This is a genomic window from Enterobacter cloacae complex sp. P38RS (genome assembly GCF_014930775.1).
Taxonomy (GTDB): domain Bacteria; phylum Pseudomonadota; class Gammaproteobacteria; order Enterobacterales; family Enterobacteriaceae; genus Enterobacter; species Enterobacter bugandensis.
Window position 1 is genome coordinate 107,312 of record NZ_JADBRS010000009.1, and the last position, 25,771, is coordinate 133,082.

The 25,771-nt window shown below is 55.3% G+C and carries 27 protein-coding genes, 3 tRNA genes and 1 other RNA gene; 20 read left to right on the forward strand and 11 right to left on the reverse strand.

Annotated elements, in window-relative coordinates; all coding sequences use genetic code 11:
- Positions 1–124 precede the first annotated feature (124 nt).
- The 13 genes from ybgC to pnuC all read left to right on the forward strand — a co-directional run bounded on the left by ybgC (position 125) and on the right by pnuC (position 8,372).
- Positions 125–529, forward strand: a complete 405-nt coding sequence (gene ybgC, locus IM303_RS13710) for a tol-pal system-associated acyl-CoA thioesterase (RefSeq protein ID WP_003858593.1) — start codon at positions 125–127, stop codon at positions 527–529.
- Positions 526–1,218 carry a Tol-Pal system protein TolQ gene (gene tolQ / locus IM303_RS13715; protein WP_008501101.1) on the forward strand — a complete coding sequence of 231 codons (693 nt, stop codon included), beginning with the start codon at positions 526–528 and terminating at the stop codon, positions 1,216–1,218. Before ybgC ends, tolQ begins: the two co-directional genes overlap by 4 nt.
- A 3-nt stretch (positions 1,219–1,221) precedes the next feature.
- Complete coding sequence (tolR, locus tag IM303_RS13720) at positions 1,222–1,650, forward strand: colicin uptake protein TolR (RefSeq protein WP_003858589.1); 429 nt, start codon at positions 1,222–1,224, stop codon at positions 1,648–1,650.
- A 28-nt stretch (positions 1,651–1,678) separates the two neighbouring features.
- The gene (gene tolA, locus IM303_RS13725) at positions 1,679–2,932 is read left to right on the forward strand and encodes a cell envelope integrity protein TolA (protein ID WP_028012388.1); all 1,254 of its coding nucleotides are present in this window, start codon (positions 1,679–1,681) and stop codon (positions 2,930–2,932) included.
- Positions 2,933–3,066: 134 nt separating this feature from the next.
- Positions 3,067–4,359, forward strand: coding sequence for a Tol-Pal system beta propeller repeat protein TolB (tolB, locus tag IM303_RS13730; protein WP_048999144.1), 1,293 nt, complete (start codon positions 3,067–3,069; stop codon positions 4,357–4,359).
- A gap of 35 nt (positions 4,360–4,394) precedes the next feature.
- Entirely contained in the window at positions 4,395–4,916 is a 522-nt protein-coding gene (gene pal / locus IM303_RS13735) for a peptidoglycan-associated lipoprotein Pal (RefSeq protein ID WP_003858578.1), read from the forward strand.
- Between the two features lie 9 nt (positions 4,917–4,925).
- Positions 4,926–5,720, forward strand: a complete 795-nt coding sequence (cpoB, locus tag IM303_RS13740) for a cell division protein CpoB (protein WP_028012389.1) — start codon at positions 4,926–4,928, stop codon at positions 5,718–5,720.
- 161 nt (positions 5,721–5,881) lie between these two features.
- Positions 5,882–5,957, forward strand: a tRNA-Lys gene (locus IM303_RS13745).
- Between the two features lie 127 nt (positions 5,958–6,084).
- A tRNA-Val gene (locus IM303_RS13750) sits at positions 6,085–6,160 on the forward strand.
- A gap of 3 nt (positions 6,161–6,163) precedes the next feature.
- Positions 6,164–6,239: transfer RNA gene (locus tag IM303_RS13755), tRNA-Lys, on the forward strand.
- Positions 6,240–6,265: 26 nt separating this feature from the next.
- A non-coding RNA gene (locus IM303_RS13760) (RtT sRNA) lies at positions 6,266–6,394 on the forward strand.
- Between the two features lie 191 nt (positions 6,395–6,585).
- Positions 6,586–7,629, forward strand: coding sequence for a quinolinate synthase NadA (nadA, locus tag IM303_RS13765; protein ID WP_049001182.1), 1,044 nt, complete (start codon positions 6,586–6,588; stop codon positions 7,627–7,629).
- 23 nt (positions 7,630–7,652) lie between these two features.
- A complete protein-coding gene (gene pnuC, locus IM303_RS13770) occupies positions 7,653–8,372 on the forward strand; it encodes a nicotinamide riboside transporter PnuC (protein ID WP_049001180.1) in 720 nt (239 codons plus the stop codon).
- On the opposite strand, the gene zitB is transcribed toward pnuC, so the two are convergent.
- Together zitB and IM303_RS13780 are read right to left on the reverse strand one after the other, a co-directional pair.
- On the reverse strand, positions 8,369–9,304 hold the full coding sequence (gene zitB / locus IM303_RS13775) for a CDF family zinc transporter ZitB (protein ID WP_049001179.1): 936 nt from the start codon (positions 9,302–9,304) through the stop codon (positions 8,369–8,371). The two genes, pnuC and zitB, sit on opposite strands and share 4 nt — an antisense overlap.
- 105 nt (positions 9,305–9,409) lie before the next feature.
- A complete protein-coding gene (locus IM303_RS13780) occupies positions 9,410–9,790 on the reverse strand; it encodes a protein YbgS (protein ID WP_045259933.1) in 381 nt (126 codons plus the stop codon).
- Between the two features lie 303 nt (positions 9,791–10,093).
- On the opposite strand from IM303_RS13780, the gene aroG reads away from it, so the two are divergent.
- The gene (aroG, locus tag IM303_RS13785) at positions 10,094–11,146 is read left to right on the forward strand and encodes a 3-deoxy-7-phosphoheptulonate synthase AroG (protein ID WP_049001177.1); all 1,053 of its coding nucleotides are present in this window, start codon (positions 10,094–10,096) and stop codon (positions 11,144–11,146) included.
- A gap of 61 nt (positions 11,147–11,207) precedes the next feature.
- Here aroG and gpmA read toward each other — a convergent pair whose 3' ends face one another.
- The 7 genes from gpmA to modE all read right to left on the reverse strand — a co-directional run bounded on the left by gpmA (position 11,208) and on the right by modE (position 18,953).
- The gene (gene gpmA, locus IM303_RS13790; protein ID WP_008501111.1) at positions 11,208–11,960 is read right to left on the reverse strand and encodes a 2,3-diphosphoglycerate-dependent phosphoglycerate mutase; all 753 of its coding nucleotides are present in this window, start codon (positions 11,958–11,960) and stop codon (positions 11,208–11,210) included.
- A 206-nt stretch (positions 11,961–12,166) separates the two neighbouring features.
- Positions 12,167–13,207, reverse strand: a complete 1,041-nt coding sequence (galM, locus tag IM303_RS13795; protein ID WP_049001174.1) for a galactose-1-epimerase — start codon at positions 13,205–13,207, stop codon at positions 12,167–12,169.
- The gene (gene galK, locus IM303_RS13800) at positions 13,201–14,349 is read right to left on the reverse strand and encodes a galactokinase (protein ID WP_049001172.1); all 1,149 of its coding nucleotides are present in this window, start codon (positions 14,347–14,349) and stop codon (positions 13,201–13,203) included. The genes galM and galK overlap by 7 nt, the downstream gene beginning before the upstream one ends.
- Positions 14,350–14,351: 2 nt before the next feature.
- Complete coding sequence (gene galT / locus IM303_RS13805; protein ID WP_048957134.1) at positions 14,352–15,398, reverse strand: galactose-1-phosphate uridylyltransferase; 1,047 nt, start codon at positions 15,396–15,398, stop codon at positions 14,352–14,354.
- Positions 15,399–15,407: 9 nt separating this feature from the next.
- Positions 15,408–16,424, reverse strand: coding sequence for a UDP-glucose 4-epimerase GalE (galE, locus tag IM303_RS13810; protein ID WP_041910754.1), 1,017 nt, complete (start codon positions 16,422–16,424; stop codon positions 15,408–15,410).
- Positions 16,425–16,624: 200 nt separating this feature from the next.
- Positions 16,625–18,097, reverse strand: a complete 1,473-nt coding sequence (modF, locus tag IM303_RS13815) for a molybdate ABC transporter ATP-binding protein ModF (RefSeq protein WP_049001170.1) — start codon at positions 18,095–18,097, stop codon at positions 16,625–16,627.
- A gap of 67 nt (positions 18,098–18,164) precedes the next feature.
- Entirely contained in the window at positions 18,165–18,953 is a 789-nt protein-coding gene (gene modE / locus IM303_RS13820) for a molybdenum-dependent transcriptional regulator (protein WP_047367754.1), read from the reverse strand.
- A 127-nt stretch (positions 18,954–19,080) separates the two neighbouring features.
- Here modE and IM303_RS13825 point away from each other — a divergent pair, with 127 nt between their 5' ends.
- From IM303_RS13825 to modC, 4 genes are all read left to right on the forward strand, one after another.
- Positions 19,081–19,230 carry an AcrZ family multidrug efflux pump-associated protein gene (locus tag IM303_RS13825; protein WP_041910751.1) on the forward strand — a complete coding sequence of 50 codons (150 nt, stop codon included), beginning with the start codon at positions 19,081–19,083 and terminating at the stop codon, positions 19,228–19,230.
- Between the two features lie 178 nt (positions 19,231–19,408).
- A complete protein-coding gene (gene modA, locus IM303_RS13830; protein ID WP_041910750.1) occupies positions 19,409–20,182 on the forward strand; it encodes a molybdate ABC transporter substrate-binding protein in 774 nt (257 codons plus the stop codon).
- Complete coding sequence (gene modB / locus IM303_RS13835) at positions 20,182–20,871, forward strand: molybdate ABC transporter permease subunit (protein WP_041910749.1); 690 nt, start codon at positions 20,182–20,184, stop codon at positions 20,869–20,871. The genes modA and modB overlap by 1 nt, the downstream gene beginning before the upstream one ends.
- Positions 20,872–20,873: 2 nt before the next feature.
- A complete protein-coding gene (gene modC / locus IM303_RS13840) occupies positions 20,874–21,932 on the forward strand; it encodes a molybdenum ABC transporter ATP-binding protein ModC (protein WP_028012403.1) in 1,059 nt (352 codons plus the stop codon).
- On the opposite strand, the gene IM303_RS13845 is transcribed toward modC, so the two are convergent.
- Entirely contained in the window at positions 21,933–22,751 is an 819-nt protein-coding gene (locus IM303_RS13845) for a pyridoxal phosphatase (protein WP_049001166.1), read from the reverse strand.
- Between the two features lie 140 nt (positions 22,752–22,891).
- On the opposite strand from IM303_RS13845, the gene pgl reads away from it, so the two are divergent.
- Together pgl and tisB are read left to right on the forward strand one after the other, a co-directional pair.
- The gene (pgl, locus tag IM303_RS13850) at positions 22,892–23,887 is read left to right on the forward strand and encodes a 6-phosphogluconolactonase (RefSeq protein WP_041910746.1); all 996 of its coding nucleotides are present in this window, start codon (positions 22,892–22,894) and stop codon (positions 23,885–23,887) included.
- Between the two features lie 443 nt (positions 23,888–24,330).
- The gene (gene tisB, locus IM303_RS13855) at positions 24,331–24,420 is read left to right on the forward strand and encodes a type I toxin-antitoxin system toxin TisB (RefSeq protein WP_023332440.1); all 90 of its coding nucleotides are present in this window, start codon (positions 24,331–24,333) and stop codon (positions 24,418–24,420) included.
- Between the two features lie 55 nt (positions 24,421–24,475).
- Here the strand turns inward: tisB and IM303_RS13860 are convergent, their stop codons facing one another.
- Complete coding sequence (locus IM303_RS13860) at positions 24,476–25,759, reverse strand: putative acyl-CoA thioester hydrolase (protein ID WP_192971390.1); 1,284 nt, start codon at positions 25,757–25,759, stop codon at positions 24,476–24,478.
- Positions 25,760–25,771: the final 12 nt, after the last annotated feature.

Genomic DNA, 25,771 nt, shown 5'->3' on the forward strand with positions numbered 1-25,771 from the left:
GGGCTTACCCGAGCCCATAAAAATTTACTCTCCGTTTACTTTCCCCCATTCCAAACCATCTTTCCCGCGCGTATAGTAGCGAAGTTTAAAAGCTCTAACTTTTGTTGCATTACTGGGATGTAAAGTGAATACAACGCTGTTTCGATGGCCGGTTCGTGTCTATTACGAAGATACCGATGCCGGTGGTGTGGTTTACCACGCCAGCTACGTTGCTTTTTATGAACGGGCACGCACAGAGATGCTGCGCCATCATCACTTTAGTCAACAGGTGCTGTTGGCTGAGCGAGTTGCCTTCGTGGTACGCAAGATGACGCTTGAGTATTTTGCGCCTGCCAGACTCGACGATATGCTCGAAGTCCAAACTGAAATTACATCAATGCGCGGGACCTCACTGGTTTTCACGCAGCGGATAGTCAACGCAGAGAACACCGTACTGAACTCAGCTGAAGTACTGATTGTTTGTGTTGATCCAACCATAATGAAGCCTCGTGCGCTTCCTAAGTCTATTGTCGCGGAGTTTAAGCAGTGACTGACATGAATATCCTTGATTTGTTCCTGAAGGCAAGCCTTCTGGTTAAACTTATCATGTTGATTTTGATTGGTTTTTCAATCGCATCCTGGGCCATCATTATCCAGAGAACGCGTATCCTCAATGCTGCTGGCCGTGAAGCGGAAGCATTTGAAGATAAGTTCTGGTCGGGTATTGAACTTTCTCGCCTGTATCAGGAGAGTCAGGGACGCCGTGAAAACCTGACCGGCTCCGAACAAATTTTCTATAGCGGATTCAAAGAGTTCGCTCGTCTGCATCGGGCAAACAATCATGCGCCGGAAGCCGTCGTGGAAGGGGCATCGCGTGCGATGCGTATCTCCATGAACCGCGAGCTGGAAAATCTTGAAACGCACATTCCTTTCCTCGGCACCGTGGGTTCTATCAGCCCGTATATCGGTCTGTTTGGTACCGTGTGGGGGATCATGCACGCCTTTATCGCGCTTGGCGCGGTGAAGCAGGCGACGTTGCAGATGGTTGCACCGGGTATCGCTGAAGCACTGATTGCGACCGCTATCGGTCTGTTTGCGGCAATTCCGGCGGTAATGGCTTACAACCGTCTGAACCAGCGCGTGAACAAACTGGAACTGAACTACGACAACTTTATGGAAGAGTTCACTGCGATTCTGCACCGTCAGGCGTTTACCAGCACCGAGAGCAACAAGGGGTAAACCATGGCCAGATCGCGTGGACGAGGTCGTCGCGAGCTCAAGTCCGAAATCAATATCGTGCCACTGCTGGACGTTCTGCTGGTACTGCTGCTGATCTTCATGGCAACAGCGCCCATCATTACCCAGAGTGTGGAAGTCGATCTACCGGATGCGACAGAATCACAGGCGGTGAGCACCAATGACGATCCTCCGGTTATCATTGAGGTTTCCGGCGTAGGGCAGTACAGCGTGGTGGTAGAAAAAGATCGTATGGATCAGCTGCCACCTGAGCAGGTTATTGCCGAAGCGCAGCGTCGCCTGGAGTCAAATCCGAAAACGGTCTTCTTAATCGGTGGCGCGAAAGACGTACCCTACGATGAAATTATTAAAGCGCTGAACTTGCTACATAGTGCGGGTGTTAAGTCAGTTGGCTTAATGACTCAACCTATTTGATCATCCGCGTAGTTTTTGGGAACCGATAGTGTCAAAGGCAACCGAACAGAACGACAAGCTTAAGCGAGCGATAATCGTCTCCGCAGTGCTGCACGTTATTCTTTTTGCAGCGCTGATCTGGAGTTCGTTCGACGAGCATATTGATGCATCAGCAGGCGGCGGTGGAGGGTCTTCCATTGACGCCGTAATGGTGGATCCCGGTGCGGTAGTGCAAAACTATAATCGCGAACAACAGCAGAAGGCGAGTGCCAAACGGGCTGAAGAGCAGCGTGAAAAACAGGCGCAACAGCAGGCGGAAGAGCTGCGTGAAAAGCAGGCCGCCGAGCAGGAGCGTTTGAAGCAGCTTGAGAAAGAACGTTTGCAGGCGCAGGAAGCCGCGAAAGCGCAGGCGGAACAGCAGAAGCAAGCCGAAGAGGCCGCGAAGAAAGCGCAGGAACAGCAAAAGCAGGCGGAAGAGGCGGCAGCAAAAGCCGCAGCGGATGCCAAAGCGCAGGCTGATGCCCAGGCAAAATTAGCGGCAGAAGCGGCGAAGAAAGCGGCTGCCGATGCCCAGAAGAAAGCTGAGGCCGAAGCCGCGAAGAAAGCCGCTGCGGATGCCCAGAAGAAAGCCGAAGCGGAAGCCGCGAAGAAAGCCGCTGCTGACGCACAGAAGAAAGCTGAAGCCGAAGCCGCGAAGAAAGCCGCTCAGGACGCAGAGAAGAAAGCGGCTGCCGAGGCTGCGAAGAAAGCCGCTGCGGCTGAGAAGGCTGCTGCCGAAAAAGCTGCCGCCGCTGAAAAAGCCGCTGCTGATAAAAAAGCTGCAGCTGAGAAGGCCGCTGCCGATAAGAAAGCAGCTGCTGAAAAAGCGGCTGCTAAAAAGGCTGCTGCCGCTGAGAAAGCCGCGGCCGCTGCAGGGGTTGACGATCTGCTGGGGGATTTAAGCTCCGGTAAGAATGCACCGAAAACGGGCGGTGGCGCGAAAGGAAACAACGCAGCGCCGACCGGAAGTGGTAACACTAAGAGTAACGGTGCGACAGGGGCTGAAATCAACGGCTATGCCGCGCAGATTAAATCGGCGATTGAAAGCCGGTTCTACGATGCGTCTTCCTATGCCGGTAAAACGTGTACGCTGCGTATAAAACTGGCTCCGGACGGCATGCTGCTTGATATTAAGTCTGAAGGTGGCGACCCGGCTTTATGTACTGCGGCTCTGGCTGCAGCGCGTCAGGCGAAGATGCCTAAACCGCCTTCTCAGGCAGTCTACGAAGTCTTCAAAAATGCGCCGCTGGACTTCAAACCTTAAGTTACATTTTCCCCGTGCAAACGGGGAAAAATAGACCAGGTTTAGTCACAGGGTTCTGGTAGTTTTGTCTATTTGAGTTTGTTAACATTCTGCTAAATTATCGTGGGTAAGGTTACCCGGATAAGGGAGATATGATGAAGCAGGCATTACGTGTAGCATTTAGTTTTTTAATGCTGTGGGCAGCAGTCCTGCACGCAGAAGTACGTATCGAGATCACCCAGGGGGTGGACTCGGCACGCCCAATCGGTGTTGTTCCGTTCCAGTGGGCCGGTCCTGGCGCTGCACCTGAAGATGCCGGTGGCATCGTGGCGGCTGACCTGCGTAACAGCGGTAAATTCAACCCGTTAGATCGTTCTCGTCTGCCGCAGCAGCCGGGCAGTGCGCAGGAAGTCCAGCCTGCTGCATGGTCTGCGCTGGGTATTGATGCCGTTGTGGTGGGGCAGGTTACGCCTAACCCGGACGGTTCTTACAACGTGGCCTGGCAGCTGGTGGATACCGGCGGTGCACCGGGTACCGTTCTGGCACAGAACTCTTACAAGGTCACTAAACAGTACCTGCGCTACGCGGCACACGCGGCCAGCGACGCGGTATTCGAAAAGCTGACCGGTATTAAAGGTGCGTTCCGTACCCGTATCGCATATGTGGTACAGACCAACGGCGGTCAGTTCCCGTACGAGCTGCGCGTCTCTGACTACGACGGTTACAACCAGTTCCTGGTGAAACGCTCTGCACAGCCGCTAATGTCTCCAGCCTGGTCTCCGGACGGTTCTAAGCTGGCCTATGTGACCTTCGAAAGTGGTCGTTCTGCGCTGGTTATCCAGACGCTGGCTAACGGTGCGGTGCGTCAGGTAGCGTCGTTCCCACGTCACAACGGTGCGCCTTCCTTCTCTCCAGATGGGTCTAAACTGGCGTTTGCGCTGTCTAAAACCGGTAGCCTGAACCTGTACGTGATGGACATTGGCTCCGGCCAGATCCGTCAGGTGACCGACGGTCGCAGCAACAATACTGAACCATCATGGTTCCCGGACAGCCAAAACCTGGCGTTTACCTCTGACCAGGCTGGCCGTCCACAAATCTATAAAGTGAACATCAACGGCGGTGCTCCGCAGCGTATCACCTGGGAAGGCTCTCAGAACCAGAACGCAGACGTGAGCAGCGACGGTAAATTCATGGTAATGGTCAGCTCCAACGGTGGGCAGCAGCACATTGCCAAACAAGATCTGGTAGCGGGTGGCGTTCAAGTTCTGTCGTCAACGTTCCTGGATGAAACGCCAAGTCTGGCACCTAACGGCACTATGGTAATCTACAGCTCTTCTCAGGGGATGGGATCTGTGCTGAATCTGGTTTCTACAGATGGGCGTTTCAAAGCGCGTATTCCGGCCACTGATGGACAGGTAAAATCACCTGCCTGGTCGCCGTATCTGTAAATAATAATTAATTGATTACTAAAGGAATCATAGAAATGCAACTGAACAAAGTGCTGAAGGGGCTGATGATCGCTCTGCCTGTAATGGCAATCGCAGCGTGTTCTTCTAACAAGAACGCCAGCAATGACCAGAGCGGCGAAGGCATGATGGGTGCCGGTACCGGTATGGACGCGAACGGCAATGGCAACATGTCTTCTGAAGAGCAAGCGCGTCTTCAGATGCAGCAGCTGCAGCAGAACAACATCGTTTACTTCGATCTGGATAAATACGACATCCGTTCTGACTTCGCTGCGATGCTGGATGCTCACGCTAACTTCCTGCGTAGCAACCCATCTTACAAAGTCACCGTAGAAGGTCACGCGGACGAACGTGGTACTCCAGAGTACAACATCTCCCTGGGTGAACGTCGTGCTAACGCCGTTAAGATGTACCTGCAGGGTAAAGGCGTTTCTGCTGACCAGATCTCCATCGTTTCTTACGGTAAAGAAAAACCTGCAGTACTGGGTCACGACGAAGCGGCTTACTCCAAAAACCGTCGTGCCGTACTGGTTTACTAAGAGAATTGCATGAGCAGTAACTTCAGACATCATCTGTTGAGTCTGTCGTTACTGGTTGGAATAGCGGCCCCCTGGGCCGCTTTTGCTCAGGCACCAATCAGTAGTGTCGGCTCAGGCTCGGTAGAAGACCGGGTCACTCAGCTCGAGCGTATTTCTAACGCTCACAGTCAGCTTTTAACCCAACTCCAGCAGCAACTTTCCGATAACCAAAACGATATTGACTCTCTCCGCGGTCAGATTCAGGAAAGTCAGTATCAGCTTAACCAGGTTGTGGAACGTCAGAAGCAAATTTTATTGCAGATAGATAGCCTCAGCAGTGGCGGTGCAGCAGCACAACCCGCAGCGGGCGATCAAAGCGGCGCGGCAACCTCAGCGCCTGCGCCGTCTGCTGATGCTTCAGCCTCAACAGGAGCGCCTGTACAGAGCGGTGACGCGAATACGGATTACAATGCGGCCATTGCCCTGGTGCAGGATAAATCTCGTCAGGATGACGCGCTCGCTGCGTTTCAGAACTTTATCAAGAAATACCCTGACTCAACCTATCAGCCAAATGCGAATTACTGGCTCGGTCAGTTGAATTACAACAAGGGTAAAAAGGACGATGCGGCGTTTTATTTTGCCTCCGTGGTAAAAAATTACCCGAAATCGCCGAAAGCGCCAGATGCGATGTTTAAGGTTGGCGTGATCATGCAGGACAAAGGCGACACGGCGAAAGCCAAAGCGGTTTATCAGCAGGTGGTCGCAAAATTCCCGGGCACCGAAGGTGCTAAGCAGGCGCAAAAACGCCTGAATTCGATGGGATGATTATCGCATGACCAGAAATCGCGTTATTTCTGGTCGTGCAGCATGATTACTAAGCAGTTAAGTGATCTTCATCGAAATTTTTGTTGCGCTGAATTCTTAAATCAGTAATATATGCCGCCGTTGCCACGGGATATCAAACAACGTGAAAGCAGCATAAAAGTGGGTCGTTAGCTCAGTTGGTAGAGCAGTTGACTTTTAATCAATTGGTCGCAGGTTCGAATCCTGCACGACCCACCACTAAGTCAGGTGGAATTAGTAGTAAAACGTGAAGGATAACGTTGCGTCAGCAACGGCCCGTAGGGCGAGGCGAAGCCGAGTCATCCTGCACGACCCACCACTTAACGCAGTTCCGGCAGTACAGAGTGGGTGATTAGCTCAGTTGGTAGAGCATCTCCTTTACACGGAGGGGGTCGGCGGTTCGAGCCCGTCATCACCCACCACTCGGGTCGTTAGCTCAGTTGGTAGAGCAGTTGACTTTTAATCAATTGGTCGCAGGTTCGAATCCTGCACGACCCACCAATGTAAAAAAGCGCCCTAAAGGCGCTTTTTTGCTATCTGCGATCTGGATGATTCGAACCTGCAGCAGGTTCGAGCCGAACGTAGTGAGGCACCGGAGCCGTTTACGGCGACGGCCCGAAGGGCGAGCGAAGCGAGTCATCCTGCACGACCCACCAGTGTAGAAAGGCGCCCTAAAGGCGCCTTTTTGCTATCTGCCGTACAACAAATGCTCCGCCCATCTATTCCCGGTGACTTTTCACTCCAGATTCGCTATCTTGTTTAGTATATAAAACACAATTGCCCTGCGTTTTGCTTTGTCAGGCAAAAGAAAGGCAATATTGTTAAGCCAGTAAAACGAGAAGCCATAATGAGCGTGATGTTCGATCCTGAAGCCGCAATCTATCCGTTTCCGCCAAAGCCTGTGCCATTAAGCCAGGATGAAAAACAATTCTACCGCGAGAAGATCAAACGGCTTCTCAAAGAGCGCGATGCGGTGATGGTGGCCCATTACTACACCGATCCGGAAATCCAGCAGCTGGCGGAAGAGACCGGGGGCTGTATTTCTGATTCACTGGAGATGGCCCGCTTCGGTGCAAAACATCCCGCTTCCACGCTGCTGGTTGCAGGCGTGCGCTTTATGGGCGAAACGGCAAAGATCCTCAGTCCGGAAAAAACCATTCTGATGCCGACGCTCAATGCGGAGTGTTCGCTCGATCTCGGCTGCCCGATTGACGAATTCACCGCCTTCTGCGACGCCCATCCTGACCGGACCGTGGTTGTTTACGCCAACACCTCTGCGGCGGTAAAAGCGCGCGCAGACTGGGTGGTCACGTCGAGCATCGCCGTTGAGCTGATTGAGCATCTGGACAGCCTGGGTGAGAAAATTATCTGGGCCCCGGACCGCCATCTTGGCAATTACGTTCAGAAGCAGACCGGCGCTGACGTTCTCTGCTGGCAGGGCGCCTGCATTGTGCACGACGAATTCAAGACCCAGGCGCTGTCCCGTATGAAGGCGCTTTATCCTGACGCGGCCATTCTTGTGCACCCTGAATCACCGCAGTCGATTGTTGATATGGCCGATGCGGTTGGCTCAACCAGCCAGCTTATCAACGCGGCCAGGATGCTGCCGCACAAGCAGCTCATCGTCGCGACCGATCGCGGTATCTTCTATAAGATGCAGCAGGCCGTACCGGAGAAAGAGCTGCTGGAAGCCCCAACGGCAGGTGAGGGCGCGACGTGCCGCAGCTGCGCGCATTGCCCGTGGATGGCGATGAACGGCCTGAAGGCCATTGCCGAAGGGCTCGAGACAGGCGGTGCAGCGCATGAAATTCATGTGGACGCCGCTCTGCGTGAAGGTGCGTTAATTCCGCTTAACCGCATGCTGGATTTTGCGGCTACACTACGTACTTAATTCAAAAACGCCCTGGGGAAAAGATGGATTTTTTTAGCACGCAAAACATTCTGGTTCATATACCGATTGGTGCAGGTGGCTATGACCTGTCATGGATTGAAGCCGTAGGCACGCTGGCGGGGTTGCTGTGTATCTGGCTGGCAAGCCTGGAGAAGATCAGCAACTACGCGTTCGGGCTGATTAACGTCACGCTGTTTGCGATTATCTTCTTCCAGATCCAGCTGTACGCCAGCCTGCTTTTACAGCTGTTTTTCTTCGCCGCCAATATTTACGGCTGGTACGCCTGGTCCCGGCAGAACAGCCAGCAGGAGGCTGAACTGCAGATCCGCTGGCTGCCCTTACCGAAAGCCATCGCCTGGTTTGTCGCCTGCATCTTCGCCATTGGTTTGATGACCGTCTACATCAACCCGGTGTTTGCGTTCCTGACCCGCGTTGCCGTTTCGGTCATGTCCGCGATTGGCCTCAACGTGACGATGCCGGAGCTTCAGCCGGATGCCTTCCCGTTCTGGGATTCCTGCATGATGGTGCTGTCGATCGCGGCGATGGTCCTGATGACCCGTAAATACGTTGAGAACTGGCTGCTGTGGGTCATCATCAACGTCATCAGCGTGGTGATTTTTGCCCTTCAGGGCGTCTATGCCATGTCGCTGGAGTATCTGCTGCTGACCTTCATTGCCCTGAACGGCAGCCGGATGTGGATCAAGAGCGCGCGTGAGCGTGGCTCACACGCGCTTTCAAGCTAGTGGTGATGATGTGAATGGTCGGGCTGCGCCTCGTTAAGGTGGCAGTCCGGCCCGCTACAGGGCTGATACTCCATCTGGATGGTGGCGTGACCTATCTCATAGTGATGTTCAAGAAAGTGCTGGATGCGTTCAAGCAGCGCGTCGTGGTCGTGGGGCGGGATGACCTGGACGTGCAGCGTCATGACAGGCTTCTCGCCTACCAGCCAGACGTGCACGTGATGAACGTTACGCACTTCCGGGACAGTACGGCGCAGGTTTCGTTTCAGCTCGTCAATGTCCACTGATGCCGGCGCTCCTTCCAGCAGTTCATTGACGCTCTCCTTCAGTAGCCGCCAGGCGCTGCGCAAGACCAGACACGATACCAGCACGGAGAGAATGGGGTCGACAGGCGTCCAGCCGGTATAGAGGATCACCAGCGCGGCGACAATCGCCCCGACTGAGCCGAGCAAATCCCCCAGCACATGCAGAGCCGCAGCGCGAACGTTGAGGTTCTTTTCCCCGCTGCCGCGATGCAAAATCCAGAACGCCAGAATATTTGCCAGCAACCCCGCCACGGCAATCACCATCATTGTCGTCCCGGCGATGGGCTGCGGGTGCCTGAAACGCTGTACGGCCTCCCAGACGATTAGAACAGTAATAACCACCAGCGCGATGGCGTTAACAAACGCGGCAAGGGTGGTCAGCCTCAGCCAGCCGAAGGTATGACGCGCGTTGGGCGGGCGGCGAGCAAACTGCACCGCCAGCAGGGCGAAAAGCAGCGCTGCGGCATCGGTCAGCATATGTCCGGCATCAGCCAGCAGCGCCAGCGAGCCGGAAACCAGGCCGCCAATGACCTCGATAACCATAAACGTGGCCGTAACGCCAAAGGCCAGCATAAGTCGTTTTGCATTGTCGTTGCCGGGAGAAGATGGGGGTGAGTGGGTGTGCGCCATGTCTGCTTTCCTGATTCGTTATTATTTTAGTGTAGCGTTTTTAACACGTTACTCCAAAAAGAAAGGAGAGCCTGGGCTCTCCTTTCGCATTTGAAGCATCAAGAATTACTGGGTTGTGCCATCAGTTTTGGTATTGGCGTCGTTACCCACTTTGTCGTTCGGATCGGGACATTTGCCGTCCTTGCACATCGAGTTCTTATGAACCTCATCCGAGCTCATGTTGTCATGATTCATGGTGTCGGAAGCACTACCGTTCGGATGCAGCATAGTGCCGCCGGTGTTGGTATTGCCGGTATTGATCTGGCTGTTATCGACATTATTCGGGGCGATATTCTGTTTCGCATCAGGCGCAACCTGGCCTGCCGCTGCTGCCGCATTGGCATCACCGTTGCTGTCTGAAGCCCCCGTTTCTGCGGCCAGGACGCTGCCGCTGGCAAGGGTGAGTGTGGCAGTCAGGAAGAGGGTAGTCAGTTTTGTCATTTTCATGATGGTGCTCCTGTTCTTGTCGTTACGCTGGATAACATTCTCCAACAGTGCATCTTTTTAGAGGCGAAAGATTCCGCCTTACGGACTTACGTCAGTAGGGAATCGCGTTTAAGCGTTTAAAAATGGTTGTTACAGTTAAAAAGCTTAGGTTAGATCTCATTTTTCGCTATTTTGTGGCGATTTTTAGGCAAATTCCAGGAATTATCTGCGTGAAGTGTAAAACCGTGTTTACACTTCCTGGTCGACAAGATAGATTGAAAGGATTGCTTTCATTACTAAAGATATGGCAGAGCTGGAAAGAAGATGAATTATCAGAACGACGATTTACGCATCAAAGAGATCAATGAGTTATTACCTCCTGTAGCACTCCTTGAGAAATTCCCCGCCACTGAAAATGCCGCAAATACGGTTTCTCATGCTCGTAAAGCGATCCACAAGATCCTGAAAGGTAATGACGATCGTCTTCTGGTGGTGATTGGCCCGTGCTCCATTCACGATCCTGCCGCTGCGAAAGAGTATGCGGCGCGTCTGCTCACCCTGCGTGAAGAGTTAAAGGATGAGCTGGAAATCGTCATGCGCGTCTATTTTGAAAAACCGCGCACGACCGTGGGCTGGAAAGGGCTGATTAACGATCCGCACATGGATAACAGCTTCCAGATCAACGACGGCCTGCGCATTGCGCGCAAGCTGCTGCTGGAGATCAACGACAGCGGCCTGCCTGCTGCCGGCGAGTTCCTGGATATGATTACGCCACAATACCTGGCAGACCTGATGAGCTGGGGCGCCATTGGTGCCCGTACCACTGAATCTCAGGTTCACCGCGAGCTGGCTTCCGGTCTCTCATGTCCGGTGGGCTTCAAAAACGGTACTGATGGCACCATCAAAGTGGCTATCGATGCCATCAACGCCGCGGGTGCGCCGCACTGCTTCCTGTCCGTGACCAAATGGGGTCACTCCGCCATCGTCAACACCAGCGGTAACGGTGATTGCCATATCATTCTGCGCGGCGGTAAAGAGCCAAACTACAGTGCAAATCACGTGGCAGAGGTGAAGGCCGGGCTGGAAAAAGCCGGGCTGCCACCGCAGGTGATGATCGACTTCAGCCACGCCAACTCCAGCAAGCAGTTCAAAAAGCAGATGGAAGTGGGGGCAGACGTCTGTCAGCAGATCGCTAACGGTGAGAAGGCGGTAATTGGGGTGATGATCGAAAGCCATCTGGTAGAAGGTAACCAGAACCTGGAAGGCAGCGAGCCGCTGGTGTATGGCAAAAGCGTCACCGATGCCTGCATTGGCTGGGACGATACCGATGCCATCCTGCGTCAGCTGGCGAATGCGGTAAAAGCGCGCCGCGGCTGAGTCCTCATGCACAAATAAAAAAGCGCGGAAGGCTCCGCGCTTTTTTTACGTCTGGCGAAAATTACTTCGCTTTACCCTGGTTCGCGACAGCCGCTGCTTTCGCTGCGATCTCGTCCGCGTTACCCAGGTAGTAATGTTTGATTGGCTTAAAGTTTTCGTCGAACTCATATACCAGCGGTACGCCAGTTGGGATGTTCAGTTCGAGGATCTCGTCTTCGCCCATGTTGTCCAGGTATTTCACCAGCGCGCGCAGGGAGTTACCGTGAGCAGCGATGATCACGCGCTCACCGCTTTTCAGGCGTGGCAGAATGGTTTCGTTCCAGTAAGGCACAACGCGGTCGATGGTCAGCGCCAGGCTCTCGGTAGTTGGCAGCTCAGCATCGGTCAGTTTCGCGTAGCGCGGGTCGTGGCCCGGATAGCGCTCGTCATCTTTGGTCAGCTCTGGTGGGGTGACCGCGAAGCCGCGACGCCACTGTTTAACCTGCTCGTCGCCGTATTTCTCAGCGGTTTCCGCTTTGTTCAGACCCTGCAGCGCACCGTAGTGACGCTCGTTCAGTTTCCAGGATTTCTCAACCGGCAGCCAGGCCTGATCCAGTTCGTCCAGCACGTTCCACAGGGTGTGGATGGCACGTTTCAGCACAGAGGTGTAAGCAAAATCAAAGCTGAAGCCTTCTTCCTTCAGCAGTTTACCTGCTGCTTTTGCTTCGCTTACGCCTTTCTCGGACAGATCAACGTCGTACCAACCGGTAAAGCGGTTTTCGTTGTTCCACTGGCTTTCGCCGTGACGCACCAGGACCAGCTTAGTAATAGCCATCTCTTACTCCTCAAGCATTTTTAGAATGATAACAATTCTCATTATATTGCTGTGGCCGTGCCAGCAGCAACGCTTAACCCTAACCATAGCGAAAATAGTCTCTGAGTGTAAGATGCTTGTGAATCCAGGGTTAGGATTTTGTCAGCGATCGGCGCTATTTTCAGCAAGACGCGCAGAAAAAAGCCCTCCGATGGGAGGGCTGGAAATCATTTCGGAATAAAATGGTATTCCGTCACGCTAATGTACTCTTCACCGGGGCGCAGCACGCAGTCCGGCTGCGGCCATTCAGGATGATTGGGGCTGTCCGGCAGGAACTCGCTCTCAAGCGCAAGTCCTTGCCAGTCGCTGTACTCATTGTGTTCGCGCGCCGTCGTGCCGCCGAGGTAGTTGCCCGAGTAGAATTGCAGGGCTGGGGCGGTGGTATACACCGTCATCTGCAGTTTCTCATCGCTGGACCAGACCTGTGCGGCAGGCTGCTTCACATCACCTTTGGCGTGCAGCAGGAACGCGTGATCGTAGCCTTTCACCTTGCGCTGATCGTCATCGCTCAGGAAATCCTGGGCGATAACTTTCGCGCTGCGGAAATCAAAGCTGGTCCCGCTCACCTCTTTCAGGCCCTGATACGGAATGCCCATCTCGTCAACCGGCAGATACGCGTCCGCCAGGATCTGCAGCTTGTGGTTACGCACGTCGCACTGGTTGCCGTCGAGATTGAAGTAGGCATGGTTAGTCAGGTTAACCGGACACGGCTTGTCGACCGTCGCACGGTATTCAATAGCGATACGGTTGTCGTCCGTCAGCGTAAAGCGCGCGGACGCGGTAAGGTTCCCCGGGAAGCCCTGATCGCCATCAAGGGAATCCAGCGAGAACAGCACTTCGCCGTCGTTTTGACGAACAATTTTCCAGCGGCGTTTATCAAACCCGTCCGGACCGCCGTGAAGCTGGTTCTCGCCCTGGCTTGGCAGCAGGGAGTACTGCACGCCGTCGAGCTCAAAACGGCTCTTCGCGATGCGGTTGGCATAGCGCCCGACGGACGCGCCCAGATAGGCAGACTGATGAACGTACTGCTCGGGTGAGGCGCAGCCCAGCAGGGTTTCGCGCACGCTGCCGTCCGGCATCGGTACGCGGGCAGAAAGCAGGGTCGCACCCCAGTCCATCAGCGTAACCACCATCCCCGCGCTGTTGCGCAGGGTTAACAGGCGATACGGCAGACCATCCGGTGCGAGGGTAGGTGTTTCGTTTAGCACTGTCCGGCTCCTTGTGATGCTTTACATACATAGAACGTTTCTTTGATGCCCGTTTGCGCTTCGTACTGCTTCGCCACGGCGTCCTGGACGGCAGGGACCAGCTCTTCCGGCACCAGCGCGACGATGCAGCCGCCAAAGCCGCCGCCCGTCATGCGCACGCCGCCTTTATCGCCAATAACCGCTTTGACGATGTCCACCAGGGTGTCGATCTGCGGCACGGTGATTTCAAAATCATCGCGCATGGAGGCGTGAGATTCCGCCATCAGCTCACCCATGCGCTTCAGGTCACCTTTCGCCAGCGCGGAGGCGGCTTCAACGGTACGGGCATTTTCGGTCAGCACGTGACGAACGCGTCTGGCGACGACAGGATCCAGCTCGTGCGCCACTTTGTTAAATTCATCGAGCGTCACGTCGCGCAGGGCAGGCTGCTGGAAGAAGCGCGCGCCGGTTTCGCACTGTTCGCGGCGGGTGTTGTACTCGCTGCCCACCAGCGTGCGTTTAAAGTTACTGTTGATAATCACGACGGCCGCGCTTTTTGGCAGGGGAACGGCTTTGGTACCAAGCGAGCGGCAGTCGATCAGTAAAGCATGCTCTTTTTTGCCCAGCGCGGAGATCAGCTGGTCCATGATGCCGCAGTTGCAGCCCACGAACTGGTTTTCCGCTTCCTGACCGTTCAGGGCAATTTGCGCCCCGTCCAGCGGCAGATGATACAGCTGCTGGAAGACGGTTCCCACGGCCACTTCGAGCGAGGCCGACGAGCTTAAGCCCGCGCCCTGCGGCACGTTGCCGCTGATGACTAAATCGGCGCCGCCGAAGTTCTTATTGCGCTTCTGCAGATGCTTCACCACGCCGCGCACGTAGTTAGACCACTGCTGGCTGTCGTGCGTCACAATCGGGGCATCAAGGGAAAAGTCGTCCGTCTCATTACCGTAATCCGCCGCAATGACGCGGACTTTACGGTCGTCGCGCTTCGCACAGCTGATAACCGTCTGGTAATCGATGGCGCACGGCAGCACGAAGCCATCGTTGTAGTCGGTGTGTTCACCGATCAGGTTGACGCGACCAGGCGCCTGAATTACGTGGGTGGCAGGGTAGCCAAATTTCTCAGCAAACAGGGATTGTGTTTTATCTTTCAGACTCATTTTTAGACTCCTGATTCGCGATAGTGGACGTCGCTGACGGCACGCAGACGCTCTGCCGCCTGTTCCGCCGTCAGGTCACGCTGGGTTTCCGCCAGCATTTCATAGCCCACCATAAATTTACGCACCGTTGCAGAGCGCAGCAGCGGCGGATAGAAATGGGCGTGCAGCTGCCAGTGCTGATTCTCTTCGCCGTTAAACGGCGCGCCGTGCCAGCCCATGGAGTACGGGAAGGAGCACTGGAACAGGTTGTCGTAACGGCTGGTCAGCTTTTTCAGCGCCAGCGCCAGATCGTCGCGCTGCGCGTCGCTGAGATCGGTAATGCGCTGAACGTGCGCTTTCGGCAGCAGCAGCGTCTCAAACGGCCAGGCGGCCCAGTAAGGCACGACCGCCAGCCAGTGTTCGGTTTCCACTACGGTACGGCTGCCGTCGGCCAGCTCGCGCTGGGTGTAGTCCACCAGCATGGGTGAGCCGTTTTCTGCGAAATAGTCCTTCTGCAGACGGTCTTCACGCTCGGCTTCGTTGGGCAGGAAGCTGTTCGCCCAGATCTGGCCGTGCGGATGCGGGTTAGAGCAGCCCATCGCCGCGCCTTTGTTTTCGAACACCTGCACCCACGGATAGCTCTGCCCCAGCTCAGCGGTTTGCGCCTGCCAGGTGCTGACCACCTCTTTCAGCGCGTCCACGCTCAGCTCCGGCAGCGTTTTGCTGTGATCGGGCGAGAAGCAGATCACGCGGCTGGTACCGCGCGCGCTTTCGCAGCGCATCAGCGGGTCGTGGCTCGCGGGGGCATCCGGGGTGTCGGTCATCAGGGCGGCAAAATCGTTGGTAAACACGAAGGTGCCTTTGTAGTCCGGGTTTTTATCCCCGGTCACGCGCGTGTTGCCCGGACAGAGGAAGCAATCCGGGTCGTGCTGCGGCAGGGTCTGTTTTGCAGGCGTCTCCTGCGCCCCCTGCCAGGGACGCTTGGCGCGATGCGGAGAGACCAAAATCCATTGCCCGCTTAGCGGGTTAAAACGACGATGCGGATGATCGACGGGATTAAACGAAGTCATGACGGATCCTTAGTCCGGATAACCCTGCGGGTGGCGTGACTGCCAGTGCCAGGTATCCTGTGCCATTTCATCAAGCGTGCGGGTGACACGCCAGTTAAGTTCTTTATCGGCCTTGGTGGCATCGGCCCAGTAAGCAGGCAGGTCGCCATCACGACGCGGAGCGAAGTGGTAGTTCACCGGCTTACCGCAGGCTTTGCTGAAGGCGTTAACCACGTCCAGCACGCTGCTGCCGACCCCGGCACCGAGGTTATAAATATGCACGCCCGGTTTGTCAGCCAGCTGCTGCATGGCTGCAACGTGGCCGTCTGCTAAATCCATCACGTGGATATAGTCACGCACGCCGGTGCCGTCTTCGGTCGGGTAGTCATTGCCAAAAATGGCCAGCGACTCGCGACGGCCTACCGCCACTTGGGCGATGTACGGCATCAGGTTGTTCGGGATACCCTGCGGATCTTCACCCATATCGCCAGACGGATGGGCGCCGACCGGGTTGAAGTAGCGCAGCAATGCGATGCTCCACTCCGGCTGGGCTTTTTGCAGGTCGGTCAGGATCTGCTCTACCATCAGCTTGCTTTTGCCGTACGGGCTTTGTGGCGTACCGGTCGGGAAGCTTTCAACGTAAGGAATTTTTGGCTGATCGCCATAGACGGTGGCGGAGGAGCTAAAGATAAAGTTTTTGACGTTTGCCGCGCGCATGGCGGAGATCAGACGCAGGGTACCGTTGACGTTGTTGTCGTAATACTCAAGCGGTTTCGCAACGGATTCACCGACCGCTTTCAGACCCGCGAAGTGGATCACCGCTTCGATGGCGTGGTCGTGAAGGATCTCGGTCATCAGCGCTTCGTTGCGGATGTCGCCTTCCACGAAAGTCGGCTGTTTACCGCCAAGACGTTCAATCACCGGCAGCACGCTGCGCTTACTATTGCACAGGTTGTCGAGGATGATCACATCGTGACCATTTTGCAGCAGCTGCACACAGGTATGACTTCCGATGTAACCGCTACCACCTGTTACCAGAACTCGCATAATTCGCTCCATTGGGCCTATGGTATGTAATAACCATAGCATAACAGAGACGCGAAAAGTGTGACATGGGATAAAATAGTGGAATCGTTTACACTCGTTTTCACACTCACTTTTTCGATGACGTAGAGCATTCTAGATCAAAGAGATAGCGATGTATTGATGCAAGTTATCTGAAAAGAGGAGGGCGGTGCCCTCCGCGGTTAATCTACGTTGCTGAGAAGGTAGCGATAACCCTCGCCGTCCGCGACAAACTCGAGGCGGTGGGTGATGCAGGAGGGGGCATCTTCGGCATGGTGTGAAACGAACAGCAGCTGCGTTTCACCTTCGCTAATCAGCACGTCCACAAAGCGGCGGACCAGCTGTCGGTTAAGCGGATCCAGCCCCTGCAGCGGCTCGTCGAGGATCAGGAGCGTAGGGTGTTTTACCAGCGCGCGAACGATCAGTGCCAGGCGCTGCTGCCCCCATGAAAGGCTATGAAACGGCGCGTCAGCCACCCGGTTATCCATCCCCAGAATATCCAGCCACCGCTGGGCCAGCTTGTGCTGTTTATCTGACACCGCCTGATAAATGCCGATGGAATCAAAATAGCCGGAAAGGATCACGTTGCGTACCGTGGTACTGACCCGGTAATCCAGATGCAGGCTGCTGCTAACGTAGCCAATGTGCTTTTTGATATCCCAGATGGTTTCGCCGCTGCCGCGACGGCGGCCAAACAGCGTCAGATCGTTACTGTAGCCCTGCGGGTGATCGCCGGTTATCAAGCTCAGTAGCGTGGATTTCCCCGCGCCGTTGGGACCGACAATCTGCCAGTGTTCGCCAGGATTAACCGTCCAACTGAGGTGATTCAGGATCGGTCGTTCGTCATAGGAGACTACGCCATCGCGCAGGACGATAAGCGGCTGCCGGGGATCGAGACCGTGGCGTGCTGCCGGCGCGTCGGGATCAGGCAGCGCAATGCCCGCCAGCTTTTCGCTGTGCGCAAGCTGGGCAATCAGCGCCTGTCGGAGCAGCGCGGATTTTTCTCCGGTTTCGATCAGGTTACAGTCTGCCAGCACGCCCGCGTTCTGCACGAAGTCAGGAATTTCATCAAAGCGGTTAAGCACCAGTACGATCGTATAGCCTTCCTGATTCAGAGAGCCCAGCAGGGCAGCCAGCTGGGCGCGGGAGTGGACATCCAGCCCGTCAAAGGGCTCATCCAGAATCAGCAGCTCCGGCTGGCTCATGAGCGCCTGGCACAGCAACGTTTTCCGCGTCTCGCCGGTAGAGAGGTACTTAAAGCGCCGGTTCAGCAGCGCGGAAATGCCAAACTGTTCCGCCAGATGCTGACAGCGGGCGGGATCTTTCACCTCATCCTGAATAATTTCCGCCGCCGTGCGGCCGGTATCTTCTTCGCCAGGACTGAGTAAATCGGTATTGTTGCGCTGCCACTCGTCGCTGACCAGCTTCTGCAGCTGTTCAAAGGACAGGCGCGTCAGGCGCGTGAAATCGCTCCGGCATTCGCCTTTGAGAAGGGTAAGCTCTCCGGCCAGCGCGCGGGCCAGCGCGGATTTACCGCTGCCGTTAGTGCCGACAAACGCCCAGCTTTCACCCGCGCGTATTGTCAGATCGGCAATCGTCAGCGTTCGGGTATCGCTAAGACGAAACGTACCTTGCGAAATATGCAATGATGACATGATGTATCCCATTTTTTGCAGCAATAGATATCAGGGATACGCACTGTCGTCACAATTGTCAATGCGCTCAGCACAATGTGGCGATAATCACCCGGTCCGCGTTGAAATATGCGGTGACGACAGCACCTTCTTCTAAATCGTTCGCCTCGCTGAGCGGGACCGTGGCGCAAAGCGCTTGTCCGTCTGCCAGGGGCATCAGCACTTCGCACTGCTCCTTGCCGCGTTCGATATGGCTGATGGTGCCCCGCAGCTGGTTATCAGCCGCCTTTGCCTTGTCCGGGTCGCGTGTGATATTGACCCAAGGTGCTTTCAGCAACACCAGCACCTCTTTACCTTCATCCAGGTCAAGCCGCTCTGCGCTCTGGGCCGTTATCGCCGCTTTCAGACGGGTGACACCATCGGCAAGCAAGATCTCAACATGCTGCTGTACCTGGAGATTATCGCGCGCCGTCACCGTACCAAACCACTGGTTGCGGGCGCTGGTCTGCAACGAGAAGCGGGAAATGGCTGCCAGCAAGCTGTCCAGCGGAACGTTGTCGTCGTCACTCAATACATCGAACGCTTTTTGCTGAATCTGGCCCAGGAGATCGTAGAGCTGAATCAGGCGCAGGCCGTAGCGTGTGACAACAGCACCTCCACCGCCTTTGCCCCCTGTGGCTCTGTCCACCAGCGGATGCTCGCTCAGGGTGTTCATGTCATTGATGGCATCCCAGGCGCTTTTATAGCTGATCCCGGCGTTCTTAGCGCCCTGGCTAATTGAGCCGGTTTGTTCTATCTGTTTAAGCAGGGCAATACGTCGGGGATCGGCGAAAAGCTTTTGCTGAAGTCGGAGAGTAAGAAGAATTTCGGCCTGCATAACAGTGTCCTGGCAAAAAGAATATTGTGACCCAAATGGTGCAGGGCGCAAAGGGCACCGCACAAAAGGGGATGTTTTTCTTACTTTTCAGGGTAGAATAGCCCATTCACAAAATCTGGAGAAAACCATGTTAGAGTTGTTGAAAAGTCTGGTATTCGCCGTGATCATGGTACCAGTAGTGATGGCCATCATCCTCGGTGCCATCTACGGCCTGGGTGAAGTGTTCAACATCTTTTCGAATATCGGTCACAGAGACCGTGCGAAAAAGCAGCATTAATTTCCCACAAAACGCCCGGCTTGCCCGGGCGTTTTGCTCTCAAGCTTTTCTTACTTTCGCCGATATTATTTAACGTAACACACCGTGTTACCCCTTGAGCGGTACGAATTACCGCTGGGATCTCCCTGACGATACCGTTATATTAATATGTATATAACGATACTCACAGGAGTTACAGATGGCACGTTCATGGGTACGCCTTTTCGCAGGGGCAACGTTGACGCTTTCACTTACCGGACACGCGCTGGCGGACGAAGGTAAAATCACGGTCTTTGCGGCAGCGTCGTTGACCAACGCGCTGCAGGATATTGCGGCGGCGTATAAAAAAGAGAAAAACGTCGAGGTAGTCTCCTCTTTTGCCTCTTCCTCTACGCTGGCACGGCAGATAGAAGCGGGCGCTCCGGCAGATCTGTTTATCTCTGCTGACCAGAAGTGGATGGACTACGCGGTGGAGAAGAAATCGATTGATGCGGCGACCCGCGAAACGCTGCTGGGCAATAGCCTGGTTGTGGTTGCACCGAAGGCCAGCGCGCAGGGTGAAATCACCATCAATAAAGAGACAAACTGGACCCGCCTGCTGAACGGTGGCCGTCTGGCGGTGGGTGACCCGGAACACGTTCCGGCCGGGATTTACGCCAAAGAAGCGCTGCAAAAGCTGGGCGCGTGGGAGACCCTGTCACCAAAACTGGCCCCGGCGGAAGATGTGCGCGGCGCGCTGGCGCTGGTGGAGCGTAACGAAGCTCCGCTGGGCATTGTGTATGGTTCCGATGCCGTTGCCAGCAAGGGTGTAAAAGTGGTTGGCACCTTCCCGGAAGACTCCCACAAGAAAGTGGAATATCCTGTGGCGATTGTTGATGGACATAAAAATGCGACCGTAACGGCCTTCCGCGATTATCTGAAGGGGCCGGAGGCGTCCGCAATCTTTAAACGTTATGGATTTACGACTCACTGATGATACTGACCGATCCTGAATGGCAGGCTGTTCTGCTGAGCCTTAAAGTCTCTTCCCTGGCGGTTGCGCTGAGTTTGCCCTTTGGGATCTTTTTTGCCTGGCTACTGGTTCGCTGTCGGTTCCCCGGCAAAGCGCTGCTCGACAGCGTCCTTCATCTTCCCCTGGTTTTACCGCCGGTGGTGGTCGGTTATCTGCTGCTGATTTCGATGGGGCGACGCGGTTTTATCGGCGAAAAGCTCTACGACTGGTTCGGAATCACCTTTGCCTTTAGCTGGCGCGGTGCGGTACTGGCGGCGGCGGTGATGTCATTCCCGCTGATGGTCAGAGCGATCCGCCTCGCGCTGGAAGGCGTGGATATGAAGCTCGAACAGGCAGCCCGCACGCTTGGTGCTGGGCGCTGGCGCGTCTTTTTTACCATCACGCTTCCGCTTACGCTGCCGGGCATCATTGTTGGGACGGTGCTGGCGTTCGCCCGCTCGCTGGGCGAGTTTGGTGCAACCATCACCTTTGTGTCGAACATTCCCGGCGAGACGCGGACCATCCCATCGGCCATGTATACCCTGATTCAGACGCCAGGGGGAGAGAGTGCCGCAGCGCGGCTGTGCATCATCTCTATCGTATTAGCCCTGGTTTCGCTGCTGGTTTCTGAATGGCTGGCACGGCTAAGCCGCGAACGGATGGGGAAATAACGATGCTGGAACTGAATTTCACCCAGACGCTGGGAAACCATACTCTGACGCTTAACGAGACGCTGCCTGCAAGCGGCATCACCGCCGTCTTCGGCGTGTCGGGCGCGGGTAAAACGTCTCTGATTAACGCCATCAGCGGCCTGACGCGCCCGCAGTCAGGGCGCATTGTCCTGAACAACCGCGTCCTGAATGACGTGGAGAACAAGATTTACCTTTCGCCGGATAAGCGCCGCATTGGCTATGTTTTTCAGGACGCGCGCTTATTCCCGCACTACAGCGTGCGCGGCAACCTGCGCTACGGCATGGCGAAAAGCATGGCCGGGCAGTTTGATAAGCTGGTGACGCTTTTAGGCATTGAACCCCTGCTCGACAGGCTGCCGTCCTCGCTCTCCGGTGGGGAGAAACAGCGTGTGGCTATAGGCCGCGCGTTGCTGACCGCCCCCGAACTGCTGCTGCTCGACGAGCCGCTGGCCTCGCTGGATATACCGCGCAAGCGCGAGCTTTTGCCTTACCTGCAGCGTCTGACCCGCGAAATTAATATTCCGATGCTCTACGTCAGTCATTCGCTGGATGAGATCCTCCATCTGGCCGACAAAGTGCTGGTGCTGGAAGAGGGCAGCGTGAAGGCCTTCGGCAACCTGGAAGAGGTGTGGGGCAGTAGCGTGATGCACCCCTGGTTACCCAGGGAACAGCAGAGCAGCATCCTGAAGGTGAGCGTTCTGGAGCATCATCCGCACTACGCGATGACCGCCCTGGCGCTGGGCGACCAGCATCTTTGGGTCAATAAGATCGACAAACCGTTGCAGTCCGCGCTGCGGATCCGCATCCAGGCGTCGGACGTCTCGCTGGTGCTGCAGCCGCCGCTGCAAACCAGTATTCGAAATATTCTGCGCGCCAAAGTGGCGGAATGTTTTGATGATAACGGGCAGGTAGAGGTGAAGCTCGACGTGGGCAGCAGGACGCTCTGGGCGCGCATCAGCCCGTGGGCCAGGGATGAGTTAGCAATCAAGCCCGGCCTGTGGCTTTACGCGCAAATCAAGAGCGTTTCGATCACCGCCTGATTACAGCAGGTGGGTATAGATGTACTGCGCGATGCTGTCGGTGGTGTTGTCGCCAATCACCACGTTAGCGCGCGCTTTTACCGCGTCGTCGGCATTGCCCATCGCCACGCCCGTACCGACGGCTTCCAGCATGCTGATGTCGTTGTAGTTATCGCCGAAGGCGATCGCGTCCTGCATTGACCAGCCCTGCGATTCCACGTACTGCTTCAGGCGCTTGCCTTTGCTGTTACCCTTGCGGGCAATATCCACCTGATCGTGCCAGGACCATTCGCACTCCAGCCCCAGCGTGTCCTCGACGTGTTTCGCGAAGGTATTCAGTTTGGTGGTGTCTTCATCCGTCAGGGCAAACTTCCAGATAGCCTCAACGTCCTGGGCCGCCTGACGCAGAGAGGAAACCTGGGTAAAGACCGGACGCTGCGCTTCTGGCAGGGACAACGCCCAGTTACTGGTGCGTACCACATGGCCGGTTGGGCGCTCGTACACCATCGCGTTATCCACATACATCAGGCCGTGAACGTTATGCTCATCCAGCAGATCGATCAGCTGCAGCGCCTGGGGAACCGGCAGCGGGTCGGAGGCTAAAACCTTTTTTGCCTGATAATCATACAAATAAGTGCCATTACAACAAATTGCAGGTGTATCCAGCGCCAGTGCCTGATAAAAAGGGTGAATGGCAACGTGATGTCGACCCGTTACGATAAGGAGTTGATATCCCACTTCCTGCGCGCGTTTAAGCGCTTCAAGGGAGGAGGGGAGCAGGGTTTTCTGAGGGGTAAGTAATGTTCCGTCTAAATCCAGTGCAATCACACGCGAGGTCATTTGTTCTTCCGGGTTAATGTTGAATTTTAGGTCTCAGGGGATGTTACACCGAGAGTAAATCGCTGCAAAATTCCTGGCTAAAATTCAGCATTCACCGTTAAAAATAATCACTTTCACGTGCAGTGAGGAGAGGAGTATTCATGAAACAAACCGTTTATACCGCCAGTCCTGAAAGTCAGCAGATCCACGTCTGGCGCTTGAATGCAGAAGGTTCGCTCACGCTGGTTCAGGTTGTTGACGTGCCGGGCCAGGTGCAACCGATGGTCGTCAGCCCGGATAAACGTTTCTTATACGTGGGTGTGCGCCCGGAGTTTCGCGTGCTGGCCTACCGCATCTCTCCTGACGACGGCGCGCTGACCTACACCGCTGAAGCGCCACTGCCGGGCAGCCCAACCCACATCTCGACCGATCGTAAAGGCCGCTTCATTTTTAGCGGTTCTTACAATGCCGGTTGCGTCAGCGTGACCCGTCTTGACGATGGTATTCCGGTAGAAACTGTCGACGTGGTGGAAGGGCTGGAAGGCTGCCATTCGGCGAATATCTCCCCGGACAACCGCACGCTGTGGGTGCCTGCGCTGAAGCAGGATCGAATCTGCCTGTTCACCCTGAGCGACGATGGTCACCTGGTGGCGCAGAATCCTGCTGAAGTCACCACCGTTGAGGGCGCAGGTCCTCGCCATATGGTATTCCACCCGAACCAGCAGTATGCCTACGTCGTTAACGAACTGAACAGCTCGGTGGACGTATGGGAGCTGAAAGATCCAAACGGCCAGATTGAGTGCGTGCAGACGCTGGATATGATGCCATCTGACTTCTCTGACACTCGCTGGGCGGCAGATATTCACATCACACCGGATGGTCGTCATCTCTACGCCTGCGACCGCACCTCCAGCCTGATAACCGTCTTCAGCGTCTCCGAAGATGGCAGCGTGCTGGCTATTGAGGGCTTCCAGCCAACGGAAACCCAGCCGCGCGGCTTTAATATCGATCACAGCGGTAAATACCTGATTGCGGCGGGGCAGAAATCCCATCACATCGCGCTGTATGAAATCAAAGGCGAGCAGGGCCTGCTGGAAGAGAAAGGACGCTACGCTGTAGGCCAGGGGCCAATGTGGGTGGTGGTTAACGCGCACTAAGCGGCTTAAAACAAAAAACCTCGCGAATGCGAGGTTTTTTTATGCCCGGTGGTAGCCGGGTGAGCACATCAAAACGTAACCAACAGGGCCATCATAATGTCGACTCAAGGCGATGTAAATTCATCGTCAACGAACAAAGGAAAACACGGAATGATCAGTGAATAGTATATAAATAATAATCAGTCACTTAAGTGCTTTTGCTTTAGAAATTCCTAAATTGGTTTTAACTGTTTTTATGTACAGTGGTGATTTGATATCATTCTGTGCGTTGGTTCGATGTGTTGCAGTTCCGCAATTCAGGATCCTTTTTAAGTCCTGGCTGTCGGGTGGTGCCGACGGTGCCTAAACTGCGGAGCACATCAAAACATAACCAACACACCTCTGTTGACAGGCAGCGGAAAGGTAAACCAGAGGAGAAGTGCTCTATACCAAAGGAGTGGCGTATGAGCGGTGTGGAATGGGCAATTCTGTTCCTGCAACTCATGGTTGCGATTATGCAACTATTGGATGCGTATCTTAAGTTTGGAGCCTGACGCATTCAGTCGCAGTAAAAAGGGGGATTAAACTCCCCCTTTTACTCTCATCTCGTTACTGCTTCGGCTCAGCAACCACGTTGCTGCCCAGACCGCGGTTGTTGTATTCCCACATGCGGTTGAAGTTCGCGTCGTTCAGGTTGCGCTGCACGTTTCCTTTATCGTCCACCGCACCGGTGTTGCCGGAGAACGGACGTTTGGAGACAGCCGCATCAGCCCACGGCTTCGCCACGTTAAAGCCTTCGTTGATCACGCTGTCGCGAATAACGACCTGGCCGTTGGTCGCAGAGTCCACGTCCAGGGAGCGGCCCAGCTGCGCCACGCCGTCACCGGCCGCGTTAAAGCGGCTGTTCACGGCCAGGAAGCCGTAAAACAGGTTAGACTGGGTTGCCGGAGCAAACACATAGCCTTCCTGCTGGGTACGGGAATTCACCACGCGGAAATCGGTGTTATCAAACACCACCGCGCCGCGACCGGACACCAGATCCACGTCACCTTCAACGTAGCTGTTGGTCACCAGCGTACGGGTCAGACGGTTGTTCTGCAGCGTGTTCTGTACGCCGCTGTTGGTCACGAAGAAGGTGTTCTGACGGCCCAGAATATTGACGTTGTTAATCTGCACCTTATCGCCGTCGCTACGCAGCGCCACGGCCTGATGGTTACCGGCATCCACGCTGTCACCCAGGGTATTCTGAATGGTCAGGTTCTGCAGCTGCAGACCGTTGTTTTGAGACCAAAATACCGCTGAGCACATCACGCCAACGGTGGCGGAACGCTTGCTCTGGCAGTTATCAAACATATACCACGCCGGTTTGCCCGGCATATATTTGCCTGCCGGGTTCACCAGGTGACGCCAGGCGGTGCTGTCGATTTCGGAATCAATCGCCAGGCCAATTTTTACGTCGATGGCTTTTTCACCCAGACCGTAAATCGTAATGCTGCCAGGAGCCGCCGGAACATACACGGTGCCTTCGTATTCACCCGGCAGGATCGCGATGTACTGGCGAGACGCGCTGTGTTTAGTGATTGCCGCGTCAACCGCTGCCTGGATAGAGGTATGCGTTACGCCCTGCGCGCCAGCCGGGCCAACAACGAAGTCAGGCTGTTTAGGCAGGTTAATAGAAGACGGTGTCCACGGCGCGGCGTTAGGATCCATCGCCGAGAAGTAATGGGCGCGGTCGAAATTCTTCGCTTCATCCGCGGACAAAATCGGGCGGGAGGCGGTACCGGGCGCTACCTGCTCAGAAGGACGCTGATCCGGTGGTGTAGAACTGCATGCGGATAATGTCACGCCAAAGGCGAGCGCTAACGCCAGACGGGAAATCCTGGAAATGTTCAAGGTGAAGCTCCT